The 16,215-nt window shown below is 64.1% G+C and carries 14 protein-coding genes; 9 read left to right on the forward strand and 5 right to left on the reverse strand.

Translation table 11 applies throughout. The features are described from left to right. Window positions 1-55 precede the first annotated feature (55 nt). From HU230_RS37115 to HU230_RS37125, 3 genes are all read left to right on the forward strand, one after another. A complete protein-coding gene (locus HU230_RS37115) occupies window positions 56-916 on the forward strand; it encodes a tyrosine-type recombinase/integrase (RefSeq protein WP_029085027.1) in 861 nt (286 codons plus the stop codon). 20 nt (window positions 917-936) lie between these two features. Next, window positions 937-2,163, forward strand: a complete 1,227-nt coding sequence (locus HU230_RS37120) for an IS91 family transposase (protein WP_176528572.1) — start codon at window positions 937-939, stop codon at window positions 2,161-2,163. Between the two features lie 418 nt (window positions 2,164-2,581). Continuing rightward, a protein-coding gene (locus HU230_RS37125) for an IS630 family transposase (RefSeq protein ID WP_176528729.1) occupies window positions 2,582-3,533 on the forward strand; the annotation gives its coding sequence in 2 pieces (ribosomal slippage) (window positions 2,582-2,922 and window positions 2,921-3,533; 954 coding nt in all). 225 nt (window positions 3,534-3,758) lie between these two features. Here HU230_RS37125 and HU230_RS37130 read toward each other — a convergent pair. Continuing rightward, window positions 3,759-4,667 carry a helix-turn-helix transcriptional regulator gene (locus HU230_RS37130; protein ID WP_176533948.1) on the reverse strand — a complete coding sequence of 303 codons (909 nt, stop codon included), beginning with the start codon at window positions 4,665-4,667 and terminating at the stop codon, window positions 3,759-3,761. Between the two features lie 168 nt (window positions 4,668-4,835). On the opposite strand from HU230_RS37130, the gene HU230_RS37135 reads away from it, so the two are divergent. The 5 genes from HU230_RS37135 to HU230_RS37155 all read left to right on the forward strand — a co-directional run bounded on the left by HU230_RS37135 (window position 4,836) and on the right by HU230_RS37155 (window position 11,907). Continuing rightward, window positions 4,836-6,383 (forward strand): benzoate-CoA ligase family protein, encoded by a 1,548-nt coding sequence (locus HU230_RS37135; RefSeq protein WP_176533947.1) that lies wholly within the window; start codon window positions 4,836-4,838, stop codon window positions 6,381-6,383. Between the two features lie 70 nt (window positions 6,384-6,453). Continuing rightward, the gene (locus HU230_RS37140) at window positions 6,454-7,263 is read left to right on the forward strand and encodes an alpha/beta fold hydrolase (RefSeq protein WP_176533946.1); all 810 of its coding nucleotides are present in this window, start codon (window positions 6,454-6,456) and stop codon (window positions 7,261-7,263) included. Between the two features lie 164 nt (window positions 7,264-7,427). Continuing rightward, window positions 7,428-9,116: a 2,3-epoxybenzoyl-CoA dihydrolase gene (gene boxC / locus HU230_RS37145; RefSeq protein ID WP_176533945.1), complete on the forward strand. Its 1,689-nt coding sequence runs from the start codon at window positions 7,428-7,430 to the stop codon at window positions 9,114-9,116. A 178-nt stretch (window positions 9,117-9,294) separates the two neighbouring features. Further along, window positions 9,295-10,731, forward strand: coding sequence for a benzoyl-CoA 2,3-epoxidase subunit BoxB (boxB, locus tag HU230_RS37150; protein ID WP_176535242.1), 1,437 nt, complete (start codon window positions 9,295-9,297; stop codon window positions 10,729-10,731). A 336-nt stretch (window positions 10,732-11,067) separates the two neighbouring features. Next, window positions 11,068-11,907, forward strand: coding sequence for an alpha/beta fold hydrolase (locus HU230_RS37155; protein WP_176533944.1), 840 nt, complete (start codon window positions 11,068-11,070; stop codon window positions 11,905-11,907). A gap of 127 nt (window positions 11,908-12,034) precedes the next feature. Here the strand turns inward: HU230_RS37155 and HU230_RS37160 are convergent, their stop codons facing one another. Beyond that, window positions 12,035-12,394 (reverse strand): DoxX family protein, encoded by a 360-nt coding sequence (locus HU230_RS37160; RefSeq protein WP_176533943.1) that lies wholly within the window; start codon window positions 12,392-12,394, stop codon window positions 12,035-12,037. A gap of 122 nt (window positions 12,395-12,516) precedes the next feature. Then, window positions 12,517-13,389, reverse strand: a complete 873-nt coding sequence (locus HU230_RS37165) for an NmrA family NAD(P)-binding protein (RefSeq protein WP_176533942.1) — start codon at window positions 13,387-13,389, stop codon at window positions 12,517-12,519. Between the two features lie 116 nt (window positions 13,390-13,505). On the opposite strand from HU230_RS37165, the gene HU230_RS37170 reads away from it, so the two are divergent. Further along, window positions 13,506-13,931 carry a winged helix-turn-helix transcriptional regulator gene (locus tag HU230_RS37170; RefSeq protein WP_176533941.1) on the forward strand — a complete coding sequence of 142 codons (426 nt, stop codon included), beginning with the start codon at window positions 13,506-13,508 and terminating at the stop codon, window positions 13,929-13,931. A 153-nt stretch (window positions 13,932-14,084) separates the two neighbouring features. On the opposite strand, the gene HU230_RS37175 is transcribed toward HU230_RS37170, so the two are convergent. Both HU230_RS37175 and HU230_RS37180 read right to left on the reverse strand, forming a co-directional pair. Beyond that, window positions 14,085-14,885 carry an SDR family NAD(P)-dependent oxidoreductase gene (locus tag HU230_RS37175; protein WP_092126579.1) on the reverse strand — a complete coding sequence of 267 codons (801 nt, stop codon included), beginning with the start codon at window positions 14,883-14,885 and terminating at the stop codon, window positions 14,085-14,087. A gap of 205 nt (window positions 14,886-15,090) precedes the next feature. Beyond that, the gene (locus tag HU230_RS37180; protein ID WP_176533940.1) at window positions 15,091-16,149 is read right to left on the reverse strand and encodes a polysaccharide deacetylase family protein; all 1,059 of its coding nucleotides are present in this window, start codon (window positions 16,147-16,149) and stop codon (window positions 15,091-15,093) included. Between the last annotated feature and the right edge of the window lie 66 nt (window positions 16,150-16,215).

The following is a 16,215-nucleotide window of genomic DNA, read 5'->3' on the forward strand; positions in this document are numbered from 1 at the left end:
CCTGGCTGAGAGGATGTGGGTGTTGGAGCCCACCCCCTCAGACAGGAGTATCGAGATGGCCGATTTGAGCCCTCTTCGCCGCCGCATGATCGAAGACATGACCGTCCGCAATCTGTCGCCGGCGACGCAAAGATCCTACATCAGCGCGGTTTCGAAGTTCAGCCGCTATTTTGGCCGATCGCCTGACCGGTTAGAGCTGGAAGACGTCCGCGCCTTCCAGGTGCATTTGGTCTCGACCGGCATCTCATGGCCGGCGCTGAACCAGATCGTCTGTGCGCTACGGTTTTTCTACGGCGTCACGCTCGGCGAGGCGCTCATCCCAGAGCGCATTCCCTATGCGCGAGAACCGCGCAAGCTGCCGGTCGTTCTCAGCGCCGACGAAGTGGTTCAGTTTCTTGAAGCGGTATCGAGCCTGAAGAGCCGCGCCGCGCTCACCACCGCCTATGCGGCCGGGCTCAGGGCCTCGGAGGTTGCGGGACTGCGGATCGAAGACATCGACAGCGCCCGCGGCGTCATCCAGGTGCGCCACGGCAAGGGCGCGAAGGATCGCAACGTGATGCTGTCGCCCCAGCTGCTGGGCATCCTGCGCACCTACTGGCGGCTCGCCCGGCCGCGGCTTTATCTGTTCCCTGGTCGTGACGAAGATCATCCGATCGATCAGACCGTGCTGCATGCCGCCTGCCGGTCGGCGGTGAAGGCTGCGGGCCTGACCAAGCGCGTCACGCTGCACACGCTGCGCCACAGCTTCGCGACACATCTTCTCGAGAATGGAACCGATATCCGGATCATCCAGGTCTTGCTCGGGCACAATAATTTGTCGTCGACAGCGCGCTACACGCAGGTCGCCACCGATACGATCCGAGCGACGCAGAGCCCGCTCGATCGCCTGTCGCTGGAGGTGACGCCACCTGGATGACCCGCAGCGGGATGCGGGTCATGACCCGCTCCGACATCCGCTCCAACAGGCCCGCCATCGAGATTGCCGATATTCTGTGCCGGCATGGCGACGCCTATCGCCGTGTACATGCCGGTCATCTGGGGCGGGTCGAGCGGCGCGTGATGAGCGCGATCGTTGCGTGCCGGACCGAGGCGCTCGGCGGCCACATGCAGGCTTGCGACGACTGCGGCACGACACGCGTTGCCTATAATTCCTGCCGCAATCGGCACTGTCCGAAGTGTCAGGGGAGAGCCCGAGCCGCGTGGCTCGCCGCGCGTCAAGCCGACCTGCTTCCGGTTCCCTATTTCCACGTCGTCTTTACACTTCCCGCACCGATCGCCGCGATCGCTTTCCAGAACAAGGCCGTCGTCTATGCCATCCTGTTCAAGGCTGCCGCCGAGGCGATGACGACGCTCGCCGCCAATCCACGCCGGCTCGGCGGTGCGATCGGCGGCGTCGCCGTCCTCCACACCTGGGGACAGACGCTGATGCATCATCCCCACGTCCATTGCGTCGTTCCGGGTGGCGGCCTCTCGCCCGATGGCGCGCGCTGGACCGCTTGCCGACCGAACTTCTTCCTGGCCGTCAAACCGTTGTCCAGACTATTTCGCACACTTTTTCTCAAACGTCTGTCGGCAGCCTTCAACTCCGGTGCCTTGCGTTTCTTCGGCGATCTCGGAGCTCTGGCCGAGCCGGCTGCCTTTGCGGCCCACCTCGACGCCATGCGACGCATCAACTGGGTTGTTTACGCCAAGCGGCCCTTCGGCGGACCCGCACAGGTCCTGGCCTATCTCGGCCGCTACACCCATCGCGTCGCGATCGCCAACAGCCGGCTCGTCGCACTCGACGACGATCATGTCGCCTTCTCATGGAAGGACTATCGCCAAAACAGCGCGACAAAGATCATGAATCTCAAGCCCGATGAGTTCATTCGCCGTTTCCTGCTTCATACGCTGCCTGACGGCTTCCACCGCATCCGCCACTTCGGCTTCATGGCCAACCGCCATCGCGCTGCCAAGCTCGCCCTTTGCCGCGAACTTCTCGATCATGAGCGAACAGCCCCAAACGATGGCCAGCCGTCGCCTGTGGATTCGGAGGCTCAAACCCGGGCCGAGGTTCCTGCCTGTCCCGATTGTGGTGGCGTCATGCGCATCATTGAGCGCTTTCGACATAGCTTCAGACGCCCCAGCCCTCGAACATCACCGTTCCGATGCGACACATCGTGAGCCAAGTCATGTCGTGCACGACGATCATCATTCGTCATTTCGCTCCCAGCGTCTCGATCATCGCGGACGATGTCGAATCCGTGCTGTCACACTGCGCGACAACAACCGTCCGATGCAGCAAAAGGCCTATCGCGATCTCAGGCGAAGCGCGTCTGATCTCAACTCTTCCAGGATGCGCACTCCTGTGTCTCTGCCTCACGCGCCGAGCCAGCAGATCGGGCATGGCGATCTCGAACAATCCCCATAGCTGCAAAACCGCGAATAGCCTCCCGCGCCTTCGTTCAATCCGGCTTCAATGAGGTCGCGTCATAAGCGCCTGCCGCGCCCTCGCGTGAGCGCGACCTCACAGAACCCTCCAGATTCCCTTGTGAGGCAAATCGTGATTCACCCTGAGGGCTGGTGATGGAGGCCAGCCCCCATGGCTAAGCCGCTCTCGCCGGACCTTCGCCTTCGCATTATTCGGGCTGTGGAAGAGGAAGGCATGAGCTGTCGGGGCGCCGCCGGCCGGTTCGGCGTAGCGCCATCGACAGCGATCGAACTGGTCAACGAATGGCGCAGCACCGGCGCTTGTGAGGCGGGAGCGCAGGGCGGAGACAGACGTTCAGCTCGGATCGAGGGTCATGCTGCGGAGATCCTCTCCCTGGTCAAGGCTACGCCTGACATGACGCTGGCCGAGATCGCTGACCATCTCCTCAAAGTCCACGGCGAGCGTTTCGTGCCGAGCGTGGTCTGGCGATTCTTCGATCGCCGCAACATCACGTTCAAAAAAAACATCGCACGCCAGCGAGCAGGATCGGCCGGACGTGGCCGCTGAACGCGCGGCGTGGAAGGCATCTCAGCCTGAGATCGGCATCCATCGGTTGGTGTTTATCGACGAGACGGGAGCCTCGACCAAGATGGCGCGGCGCTATGGCCGCTCGCCGTACGGCCAGCGCTGTGTCGCAGCGCTCCCGCATGGTCATTGGAAGACGACGACCTTCGTCGGCGCGCTCAGAGCGACCGGCATGACTGCGCCGATGGTCCTTGACGGTCCCATGGATGGTCTGGCGTTCGAGGCTTACGTGACGCAAGTCCTCGTGCCGACACTCAGGCCCGGCGACATCGTGGTGATGGACAATCTCGCAGCACACAAGCGCGCCGAGGTCGGCATCGCAATCGATGCCGTGGGCGCCCAGCTCCTCTATTTGCCGCCTTATTCGCCCGACCTCAATCCGATCGAAATGGCCTTCGCCAAGCTCAAAGCCGCACTTCGAAAGGCCGCCGCCAGATCAATCGAGGCTTTGGACAACGCTATTGCCACCGCCCTGACCGCCTTCACCGCCCAAGAGTGCCTGAACTTCTTCGCCGCAGCCGGTTATGACCGTGTCTGATCAGAATCTGCTCTAGTGCGCCTGGGACATGAGGTGAGCCGAGTGGCCGCGGCGTCGGAATCGCGGTCCCCTCTCCCGCTTGCGGGGGAGGGCTAGGGTGGGGGCTCTTTCCGCGAATCGCATTGCGGTAAGAGCCCCCACCCGCCGCGCTACGCGCGTCGACCTCCCCCGCAAGCGGGAGAGGTGCAGCGAGAGTGCCGTTGGACCGACTTTGCCTGACCGGCTTTAAAGCGCGACGCTGCGCAGCCCGAACGAGCGCGCCTCGTTCTGCAGCACCGGTCGCACCGAATCGATCAGCCGCGCCGCGGCTGCATCGACGGATAGCCCAGCAGTGTCGACCACGGCCGATGCGCGCGCATAGAGCGGTTCGCGGCTGACCAGGATGTTGCGCAACTCGGCCATCGCCGAGCGGTCGTCGGCCATCGGGCGCAGGTCGCCCTGGCGGCGGACGCGGGCCATGTGCTCTTCCGGCTCGGCCTTCAGCCAGATCGTGTAGAACGACGACAGGATCAGGTCGAAGGTCAGCGCCTCGGAGACGATGCCGCCGCCGGTCGCCAGCACCATCAACTCCTTGCGCGCCAGCAGCTGCGTCAGCGCGGCCTGCTCCATGCGGCGAAAACCTTCCTGGCCGTACAGTGCGATGATCTCGGCGACCGACAGGCCGTTCTGCGCCTCGATCTCCTTGTTGAGCTCGACGAAGCTCCAGCCGATCTTCTTCGCCAGCATCCGGCCGAGCGTGGTCTTGCCGGCGCCGCGCAGGCCGATCAGCGCGATGCCGGAGAACGAGGCGCCGCGCGGCGCCAGCGGGCTGCTGCCGGCGAGCATGTCCTTGGCCTGCGCGATCTGGTTCGGCGACGCCTTGCGCAGGAGATCGCGGATCACGGCCCAGTCCGGAACCGGCTCGCTCGAGGGGATCAGGTCCTCGAGATGCGCGCCCATCGCGCCTGCGACACGGCGCAGCAGCACGATCGAGACATTGCCTTTGCCGCTTTCGAGCTGGGCGATGTAGCGTTCGGAAATGCCGGAGACCTTGGCGAGCACCTTGCGCGACATGCCGCGGAGCGCGCGCATGGTACGCACGCGCTGGCCGAGCTGTTCGAGGAAGTCGGTTTCCGGATCGTTGGCTTCGGTCATGATCCCCGTGCGACGCGCGGTCCTGACTGAATCAGGTCCAATGGTCTAGGAAACATAATGCCGATGAGGATTGACAGCAAGCCGATGTGGTGGCTTTGTATGAATTATAATTCTTAAATCTTGACGGGAGAGGGCAGGCGCGATGCGCCTGTGCCTGAGGAGCGGGCCATGACCACCAACGCAGTGCCTTACAATGCTGTGTCCTGGCTGCTCGACCGCAATGTCGATGAGGGGCGCGGCGACAAGGTCGTGTTCGACGATACGGTGTCGCAAATCACCTATGGCCAGTTGCAGCAGCAGACCCGCCGCGTCGGCAACATGCTGCGCCGGCTCGGCGTCCGCCGCGAGGAGCGGGTCGCCATGATCATGCTGGATACGATCGATTTCCCGATCGTGTTCCTCGGCGCGATCCGTGCCGGCGTGGTGCCGGTGCCGCTCAACACGCTGCTGACCGCGGAGCAATACGCCTACATCCTCGGCGATTGCCGCGCGCGCGTGCTGTTCGTCTCCGAGGCGCTGCTGCCGGTCGTGAAGGACATCATCGCGCGCATGCCTGACCTCGAGCATGTCGTGGTCTCCGGCAAGGACGCGCACGGCCACAAGAAACTGTCGGACGAGATCGCGCGCGAGAGCGACGTGTTCGCGACCGCGCCGACGCATGCCGACGAGCCGGCGTTCTGGCTCTATTCGTCGGGCTCGACCGGCATGCCGAAGGGCGTGCGCCATCTGCATTCCAATCTCGCGGCGACGGCGGAGACCTATGCGAAACAGGTGCTCGGTATCCGCGAGGACGATGTTGGGCTCTCGGCGGCAAAGCTGTTCTTCGCCTATGGGCTCGGCAATGCGCTGACCTTCCCGATGTCGGTCGGCGCCACCACGGTGCTCAATTCGGAACGTCCGACGCCGGCGGTGATGTTCGCGCTGATGAACAAATATCATCCCAGCATCTTCTTCGGCGTACCGACCCTGTTCGCGGCGATGCTGAACGACGAGGCGACGAAGGCGCAAGCCGCGGGCAATCGCCTGCGGGTCTGCACCTCGGCCGGCGAAGCGTTGCCGGAATCGGTTGGCAATGCGTGGCGCGCGCGGTTCGGCGTCGACATCCTCGACGGCGTCGGCTCGACCGAGCTCTTGCACATCTTTCTGTCGAATGCGCCCGGCGACATCAAATACGGCTCGTCCGGCCGTCCGGTGCCCGGCTACAAGGTGCGGCTGGTCAACGAAACAGGGGCCGACGTCGCGGACGGTGAGGTCGGCGAGCTGCTGGTCGACGCGCCCTCGGCCGGCGAGAGCTACTGGAATCAGCGCGCCAAGAGCCGCGCCACCTTCGAGGGCGCGTGGACCCGCACCGGCGACAAATACACGCGCGATGCCGACGGCCGTTACACTTTCTGCGGCCGCGCCGACGACATGTTCAAGGTTTCCGGCATCTGGGTCTCGCCATTCGAGGTCGAGAGTGCGCTGATCACCCATCCCGCGGTGCTGGAAGCCGCCGTCGTGCCGGAGGCCGATCCGGAAGGCCTGCTGAAGCCGAAGGCCTATGTGGTGCTGCGGCCCGAGAGTTCGGCCGCCGGCCTGCACGAGGCGCTGAAGGAACACGTCAAGCAGAAGATCGGGCCGTGGAAATATCCGCGCTGGATCGATGTGGTGGACAATCTGCCGAAGACGGCGACCGGGAAAATACAGCGATTCAAGTTGCGGGAACACGAGCACTAGCTCCCCACGTCGTCCCGGCCTAGTGCGCAATTGCGCACTAGGCCGGGACGACGAGTGAGGAAGGCCCATCATGCAGAATTTGAACCCCAACGGCTTCCTCAGCATCGACGGCGCCGATCTTGAATATCGGATGATCGGCCCGTCACCCGAGACGGCGCCGACCCTCGTGATGCTGCATGAAGGTCTCGGCTGCGTCGGGCTGTGGGGTGATTTTCCCGAGAAGCTGCAGGCGGCGACCGGCGCCGGCGTGTTCGCGTATTCGCGCGCTGGTTATGGCTCCTCGTCGCCGGCGAAGCTGCCGCGTCCGGTCGACTACATGCATCGCGAGGCGCTCGACGTGCTGCCGAAGCTGCTCGACCGGATCGGCTTCCGCCGGGGCCTGCTGGTCGGTCACTCCGACGGCGCTTCGATCGCGGCGATCTATGCTGGCGCGCATCAGGATCATCGCCTGCACGGGCTTGCGCTCATCGCGCCGCACTTCGTTGTCGAGGACATCTCGGTCAAGTCGATCGCCGAGATCAAGACGGCGTATGAGACCACCAATCTGAAGGAGAAGCTGGCGCGCTGGCACAAGGATGTCGACAACGCCTTCCATGGCTGGAACGACGTCTGGCTCGATCCGGCTTTCCGCGACTGGGATATCTCCGAATATCTCGCCTATATCCGCGTGCCGGTGCTGATCGTGCAGGGCCCGGACGATCAATACGGCACGATGCGCCAGGTCGAGATCGCCCAGGACGAGTGCTACTGCCCGGTCGATGTCGCGGCCATCGCCGGCGCCGGTCACTCGCCGCACCGCGAAGCGCCCGCGGTGACGCTGGACGCGGTCACCGAATTCGCCAAAGCGGCGCTGCGGGACGACCCGGCACTGGCGGCCTGACTTTTGGTGCCGGTGCCAGGCCATTGGCCCAATGGGTGAATTCCCGAACATGAAACAAAATGCATGTTTTTGCGTTTTGAACTAGACCAGATCAAAAACATGCATTATTATGCATGAAGATCACGACGACGAACCTTCAAACGAACAACAGATAAGGGTGGCCCATGGCTGGTGACGATCGCGTCCTTGCAGGCGGGGCGAAGTACATCGACTTCCAGACCAACCCGTCGCGCTACCGGCACTGGAAGCTCGACGTCGCGGGCGACGTCGCGACGCTGACCATGGACGTCGACGAGAACGCCGGCCTGTTCGAGGGCTACCAGCTCAAGCTGAACTCCTACGATCTCGGCGTCGACATCGAGCTGGCGGACGCCGTGCAGCGGCTGCGCTTCGAGCATCCCGAGGTGAAGGTCGTGGTGATGCGCTCGGGCAAGAACCGCGTGTTCTGCGCCGGCGCCAACATCCGCATGCTGGCGGGCTCCACCCACGCCCACAAGGTCAACTTCTGCAAGTTCACCAACGAGACCCGCAACGGTCTTGAAGACTCCAGCGAGAATTCCGGCCAGAGCTTCATCACCGTCGTCAACGGCACCGCGGCCGGCGGCGGTTATGAGCTGGCGCTCGCAACCGATCACATCATGATGGCCGACGACGGCGCCGCCGCCGTCGCGCTGCCGGAAGTGCCGCTGCTCGCGGTGCTGCCGGGCACCGGCGGCCTGACCCGCGTCGTCGACAAGCGCAAGGTGCGCCGCGACCATGCCGACTTCTTCTGCACCATCGAGGAAGGCATCAAGGGCAAGCGCGCGGTGCAGTGGCGCCTGGTCGACGAGATCGCGCCGAACTCCAAGCTCGAGGGCAAGCTTGCCGAGCGCGTCAAGGAATTCGCCGCCAGGTCGAAGCGCAACGGGGAGGGCAAAGGCATCGCACTGACGCCGCTTCAGCGCACCATCGACGACAGCGCGATCCGCTACGGCTTCGTCAGCGTCGACATCGATCGCGCCGCGCGCATCGCCACCATCTCGATCAAGGCGCCGGAAACCACGGCGCCCGCCGACGTCGACGGCATGATCGCGCAGGGCGCTTCGTTCTGGCCGCTGCAGGTTGCACGCGAGCTCGACGATGCGATCCTGCATCTGCGGATCAACGAGCTCGAGACCGCGATGCTGGTGTTCAAGAGCCACGGCGACCGCGCCAATGTCGTGTCCTATGACGCGTTCCTGGAGGCCAACAAGGCGCACTGGCTGGTCAACGAGGTGAGGCATTACTGGAAGCGCGTGCTCAAGCGCATCGACGTCACCTCGCGCACGCTGGTGACGCTGGTCGAGCCCGGCTCCTGCTTCGTCGGCACCTTGGCCGAGCTCGTGTTCGCCGCCGACCGCTCCTACATGCTGATCGGCCAGAAGCAGGGCGACAACCGCCCGCCGCCGGCGATCGAACTGACGGCGATGAATTTCGGGCCCTATCCGATGAGCCACGGCCTGACCCGGCTGCAATCGCGCTTCCAGGCCGACCCAATGGATCTGGAGCGCGCGCAGGGCTCGATCGGCAAGGCGCTCGATGCGGAGGAGGCCGAGGAGCTCGGTCTTGTCACCTTCGCGCTCGACGACATCGACTGGGACGACGAGGTCCGCGTGTTCTTCGAGGAGCGCACCTCGTTCTCGCCCGACGGCCTCACCGGGATGGAAGCCAATCTGCGCTTCGTTGGTCCCGAGACCATGGAATCGAAGATCTTCTCGCGCCTGACGGCGTGGCAGAACTGGATCTTCCAGCGGCCGAACGCGGTCGGCGAAGACGGCGCGCTGCGCCGCTACGGCACCGGCCAGAAGGCGCAATTCGACATGACGCGCGTTTGAGGCAAATGACGCCGTCATCCCCGCGCAATGGCTTTGCCATTGTCGCTGGAGGTGCGAGCATTAGCGAGGACTAGGACCAAGCCAGCATCCATCGACGCGCTACGCGCTCCTCAGGATGACGGTTGAGCAAGACACGATAGACGTCGGACCGATACCAAGGAGCACGGCCATGAACATCATGAACGTCGATTACTCGACCAAGATTCCAAACAACGTGAATCTCGCCGAAGACCGCCAGGTGCTCAAGGCGCTGGAGGGCTGGCACCCCGGTTACATGGACTGGTGGAGCGACATGGGTCCGGAAGGATTCCAGGAATCGCTCGTCTATCTGCGCACCGCCTATTCGGTCGACCCGCGCGGCTGGGCCAAGTTCGACTACGTGCGGATGCCCGAATATCGCTGGGGCATTTTGCTTGCACCGCAGGAAGAGAACCGCGTCATTCCGTTCGGCGAGGACTACGGCAAGCCGGCCTGGCAGGAAGTCCCCGGCGAGCATCGCGCCATGCTGCGCCGCCTGATCGTGATCCAGGGCGACACCGAGCCGGCCTCGGTCGAACAGCAGCGCCATCTCGGCAAGACCGCGCCCTCGCTCTACGACATGCGCAATCTGTTCCAGGTCAATGTCGAGGAAGGCCGCCATCTCTGGGCGATGGTCTACCTCCTGCAGAAGTATTTCGGCCGCGACGGCCGCGAGGAGGCCGACGATTTGCTGCGCCGCCGCTCGGGCGATGCGGATTCGCCGCGCATGCTGGGGGCCTTCAACGAGGCGACTCCGGACTGGCTGTCGTTCTTCATGTTCACCTACTTCACCGACCGTGACGGCAAGATGCAGCTGCACTCGCTGGCGCAGTCGGGCTTCGATCCGCTGTCGCGCACCTGCCGCTTCATGCTGACCGAGGAAGCCCATCACATGTTCGTCGGCGAGACCGGCATCACCCGCGTCGTGCAGCGCACCTGCGATGCGATGACGGAAGCCGGCATCACCGATCCGAACGACATCGCCAAGGTCCGGGCGCTCGGCGTCATCGACCTGCCGACCATCCAGAAGAAGCTGAACCTGCACTATTCGCTGTCGCTCGACCTGTTCGGCTCCGAAGTGTCGACCAATGCGGCCAATGCCTTCAACGCCGGCATCAAGGGCCGCTACAAGGAGACCACGATCGAGGACGATCACCAGCTCAAGAGCTCGACCTATCCGGTCATGAAGATGGTGGACGGCCAGATCAAGATGGTCGACGAGCCGGCGCTGACCGCGCTCAACATGCGGCTGCGCGACGACTACACGCAGGATTGCGTCAAGGGCATGCTGCGCTGGAACAAGGTGATCTCGACTGCTGGCATCGACTACAAGCTCGCGGTGCCGAACACCGCCTTCCACCGCCAGATCGGCGAGTTCAAGGACATCCATGCGACGCCCGATGGCCTCCTGATCGACGACGCCACCTGGGCGAAGCGCAAGAACGACTGGCTGCCGTCGACCGCGGACGGCGACTTCATCGCCTCGCTGATGAAGCCGGTGACCGAACCCGGCGAGTTCGCCTCCTGGATCTCGCCTCCCAAGGTCGGCATCGACAATAAGCCCGGCGACTTCGAATATGTGAGGATCGAGAGCTGAGTTTCAGCTAAAGCGCGATGAGATCAGGTTGAATCGTCATCGCGCTTTAGCTCTTTGTTTGAGCATGGTCTTTTCGGAAAATCGCTTCGCACTTTTCCGGATCATGCTTTAGCAGTTCCTCTCCTCCCGGAGGGGCCGAAAAGGGGTAAGCCGAGAAGGTCCTGGCTTGCCCCTTTTCTTTCTTGAGACGTGCGTTCGCTCGCGCGCGATAAAGCGCTGGGGCTTCCCGGCTTGACAAGCGCGATGCCTTCGCGCGGAGATCACACAGCTTCAATACATCAACCGCAATGACGGCTTCAGCCGCTTGCCGCGGTTCGGAATTTCGGCGGGGCCATCATGAGTGAAGAGATTTTTCCGGGGCCGACCCTGCGTCCGCTCAAGCTCCAGTTCGGTGAGCAGACGATCGCGGGCTTCGAGAGCGCGGGTACGGGCCGCGACATCCTGCTGGTTCACGGCAATTCGTCGTCGTCCAGAATCTGGCAGAAGCAACTCCAGGGGCCGCTTGGCGCCAAATACCGGCTGGTCGCAATCGATCTTCCCGGCCATGGCGGCTCATCGCCTGCGCCCGATCCGGAGCACGGCTATTCGGGTGCAGGCTATGCCTGCTGTATTGCCGCGGCCGCAAAGGAACTCGGCCTGAAGGATGCGGTGGTGGTGGGCTGGAGCCTCGGCGGACATGCCGTGCTCAACGCAGCCCCGTCATTGCCGATGGCGGCCGGGCTGATGATTTTCGGTACGCCGCCGATCAGCAAGGCGCCGGACGGATTTTCCGGGTTCAAGGGGCTGTCGGCCACCACCTTCACGCCGGCGCCCAGCGATGCCGAGATCGCGGCCTGGCTGAAAACGGTCTTCGCGCCGGACTATGCGCCGTTGCCCGCGTTCGTCGACACCGATTTCCGCCGCACCGACGGCAATGCGCGCGGCTATCTCGGCGCCAGCGTGCAGGCCGGCCGCTTTGCGGACGAGGTCGAGATCGTGCGCGGCCTCGGGATTCCGCTGGCGATCGTGCACGGCAGCGAGGAGCAGATGGTCGATCTCGGCTATCTGCAACGGCTGCCCGCGCCGACGCTATGGCGCGGCCAGGTTCAGGTGATCGACGGTGCCGGCCACGCCACGCAGTGGGAAAGAGCCGAAGCCTTCGACCGACTCGTCGATGCGTTTGCGTCGAGCCTTTGAACGACGAACAGGGGGCGGCCACTCGCCGTTCGCCAGTCCGGACGTGCACGGAGCCGCGCAACGATGTTGAGATTTTCACCCGTGAACGCGAGCACGCGGAGATTCCCTCGGCCTCCAGTGGCGACAGTCATGCCGAACTGGGGATCCGCTTCGGCCAGGCAATCCAGCCGACGACTATCGATAGTGTTGCCACGACAAGCGGCGCAAGGCCGTGCCCGTATTCACCGTGGAGTGTGACGGTCGCGAGCGCTGCCAACATCACGGTGCAGCCGAGCGCCGAGCCCCACAGCCGCGTCCGTGCCCGCGCCAGCAGAACGGCGGTCGTGAGTTCCAGCGATCCGGTTACGAAATGGAACCAGTACGGGTATCCCCACCGCAGATATTCTTCGTAGATAGACCCAGGGGCGAAGATGTTGCTGAGCGATCCCACGACGAAGAAGGCTGCAAGCGCCAAGGCCGAGACTCGGCGCCAGGAAATCTTTGACATTTGTCCATCCTTGTCTGATGAGGGCGTCGCGGAGAGACGGCCGGCCGCGACGCATTCATTCCGACGGAGATGCGAATTTCCGGAACAGGTCCGAAAGTCGATCTCATCGCTGATCCGCGGACCTAAGCCGTGGCGGCCTTCTGGGCCGTCGCGAAGACATCGCGGGGCAGCGTTGTGCCGGTGACGCGCTCCGTGCCCGCTACGCCAAGGTCCATCCAACCCGCGTTGACGGCGTCGAACATCGCTTCAGCCGGTCCGGTTTGGCCCTTCGGGATGCCGAACTGCTCGAATGCTGCCGGCCACTCGGCACGCGGGACAGCGAAGGCCGTGACTTCGCGCTGCATGACATCGCCCAGTTGCGTGGCGACCTCATCCGCGCTGACCATCGAACCAAGTTCGATGACGCGCTGCCCCGACCACGCCGGCCCGGTCAGCAGCGTCGCCACCTCGGCACCGATGTCGTTCGTCGCGACCATGGTCGATTTCCGGTTGGTCGGGTTGTAGTACACGGGGAGCGTGCCGCCCTGGGCGACGTGCAGGCCGTAAAGGAAGTTTTCGAAAAACCCGCCGGCGCGCACGAAGGCGGTCGGCGATGTCAGTTTGCGAAAGCCTTGCTCCAGCAACGACAGGGCTGTGATCATCCCCAGCCCGCTGGTTCTGTTCGCCCCCATCGACGAGAGCCCGACGACCCGCGGCGGCGCGGCCTTGGTCAGCGCCTCGACATAGTTCGCGATGACGCCCTTGGCTTCCTTGAAGTCCGGCGAGGGGGCCCAGACGGCTGGCAACATGACAAACGCGCCGTCGACGCCCTTGAGCGCCCGCTCGATGGCGGCCGTGTCGTTCCAGTCGCCGTCCACCAGTTCCACGCCCTGGTCCGTCCAGCTTGCCGCCTTCGCGCGGTCGCGAACCAGCGCCCGTACTTTCTTGCCTTGCGCCAACAGATGCCTGGCCGTTGCGCCGCCGACTTTTCCTGTAATTCCAGTGACTAGAAACATGCGTATTCTCCGGGTCCTAAATGGCCTATATTGTAGGGTAGGTCTCACATAGAGACCTCCGGCCTGCACCGTAAGGAGGCAGTTTTTTGTAACCAGGAGAGAAAAAGGGGACCGGCATGAGCGATGCATTGAGCGCGATCGAGCGATTCAGCCGATATCAATCGGACGACGCCCAGTCAGTAGAACCCGTGCATTGCCCGGTGCGCGACGTGCTCGACTGCATCGGCGACAAGTGGAGCATCCTCATGATCATGACCCTCGCGACGCGACCGCAGCGCTTCGGCGAGCTTCGCCGAGCCATCCGCGACATCTCGAAGCGCATGCTCACACAGACGCTGCGCGACTTGGAGCGCGACGGACTTATCACCCGCCATGTCTTTCCGACCAAGCCGCCGAGCGTTGAATATCGCCTTTCCCCGCTAGGCCAATCCCTGCTGCACCCGATGGCGAGCCTCATCGATTGGGCCGACCGTCGCTATTCGGATATCCATGCTGCGCGCGTCCGCTTTGACGGAGCCCCCTGTGATGTCCCGCGTGAGTGATGTGAAGCAGAAGTTCACATCGTCGCGTGTGTGAGGTCTGGCGGCGTGCTTCAGATGGAGCTAGCCAGAGGCGTCGGAAAGAGCGCCCCGCTGCGGGCGAGGCGCCCTTTGTATTACCAGTGATGCTCTGATGGGCGTAAGAGGCGCGGTCGCTTACCCCGCGATCTCCAGCCCTGCGGTCGCGTAGACCACGCCGCCATCGACTGCGATGGTGTTGCCCACGACATAGTCGCCGGCGCGCGAGGCGAGATAGATCGCGGTCCCCGCCATGTCCTCGTCGCTGCCCACGCGCCGCGACGGAACGCGCTGTGCGACCTCGTCGGCGTGGTCGCGCGCGGCGCGGTTCATGTCCGACTTGAACGCGCCGGGCGCGATCGCGGTGACATTGATGTTGTCCTTGATCAGGCGCGTCGCCATCCGGCGCGTCAAATGGATCACAGCGGCCTTGCTGGCGGCATAGGAATAGGTCTCCATCGGGTTGACGAAGATGCCGTCGATCGAGGCGATGTTGATCACCTTGCCCGGTTTGTCATGGGTCGCCGCGGCGCGCAGCGGCTTGGCCAGCGCCTTGGTCAGGAAGAAGATCGACTTGACGTTGAGGTTCATCACCTTGTCCCAGCCGCTCTCCGGGAATTCGTCGAAGTCCGCGCCCCATGCCGCGCCGGCATTGTTGACCAGGATGTCGAGCTTCGGCTCGCGCTTGATGATTTCACCGGCGAGCTTCTCGCAGCCCTCGACCGTCGAGATGTCGATCGGCAGCGCGATGCATTCGCCGTCATAGGCGGCGGTCAGCTCCTGGGCGGTGGCCTCGCAGGGACCTGCCTTGCGCGCGGTGATGTAGACCTTCGCGGCGCCCTGCGCGAGGAAACCGGCTGCGATCATCTTGCCGATGCCGCGCGATCCCCCGGTCACCAGTGCGACGCGGCCCTTCAGTGAGAACAGATCCTTGAACATGCGCTCCTCCATTGCGTTGCCAGTGGTTCTGGGCGCGGCCGGGGATCGAGTCAAGAAACAGGGAAGGGATCGGTAGCCCGGATGGAGCGAAGCGAAATCCGGGGAAGTGCTATCCGTGGATGCGACCGTCCGGGATTACGCGGAGCCTGTCATCGTGCGCGCGTTCGCGCGACCCGTTGGCTGCATCCGGGCTACGAACAGCGGATCACGCCGCGTCGATGCGGCGAAAGCCGTTCCACACCGCGGTGGCGGCGCCGGATGTCAGCACCGGCAAAAGCCGCGCGTCCTGGTAATTGCCGTTCAGCGACACCCGCTGCAACGCGGTCAGATGGTCGGCGCTTTCGGGAAACAGCATGCCCGGCCGCGTCGTCACCGCAGTCCGAAAGCCGATCGATCTGGCGAGCGCGAATTCGCGCTGCCCCGCCGCGATCCGGTCGCCATAGGGATAGGCAAGATGCGCGACCTGCCGCTGCAGTGCTTCCTCGATTCGCGCCCGGCTGGTGGCGAGTTCGAACGACGCGACGGTCTCGCTCTGCTTGGCGAGATTGCAATGGGTGATGGTGTGGGCGCCGATCGTGACCAACGGATCGTCGGCAAAGCCGCGCAGCTCGTCCCAGGACATGCAGAGCTCGCGCGCGATGCCGGTCTCGTCGACGCCGTGGCGGGCGCACAGCGCGGATATCTCGGCCTGCATCTCCTGCTCGCTCGGCAGCGAACGCAGCCAGTCGTGCATGCGGCCGAACGCTGTGCGCTTGGCTTGCGGCGTCGCGGTGTCGATCCGCGTCATGACGCGGGCGATCGGCACCTCGATCGCCGACGCTGCCGCGATGATCCGCTCCAGCGCGATCCACCACAATTTGCCGCAGCCCTCGGCGAAATCGCTCGCGACAAAGACCGTGAACGGCGCGCCGAACTCGCGCATCACAGGCAGCGCGAAATCGCGGTTGTCGCGGTAGCCGTCATCGCAGGTGAAGCAGGCGAAGCGCCGCGCGAAATTCCGTTCGGTGAGGCGGCGATGCGCCTCGTCCATGCTGACGACATCGACGTCGAGCACGCGCAGATGCGTCAGCATCGCACGCAGGAAGTCCGGCGTGACCTCGAGGTGATGGTTGGGCTGAAACGCGTCGGCGCGCCGCGGGCGAACGTGGTGTAGCATGAAGATGGCGCCGACGCCGGCAAAGATCGGCCGCAGCAGGATATGCGCACCCGAGAAATACAACGCCTCCATCCCGGCACGGATCACGGTGTTGCGGAGTTGTTTCATGAGGGGCACGGGCCGGCCGATTTGCATTCCGTCGCAAACTTAGCGAAAGAGCACTGAAGAAACTGT

The organism is Bradyrhizobium quebecense (genome assembly GCF_013373795.3).
GTDB classification, from domain to species: domain Bacteria; phylum Pseudomonadota; class Alphaproteobacteria; order Rhizobiales; family Xanthobacteraceae; genus Bradyrhizobium; species Bradyrhizobium quebecense.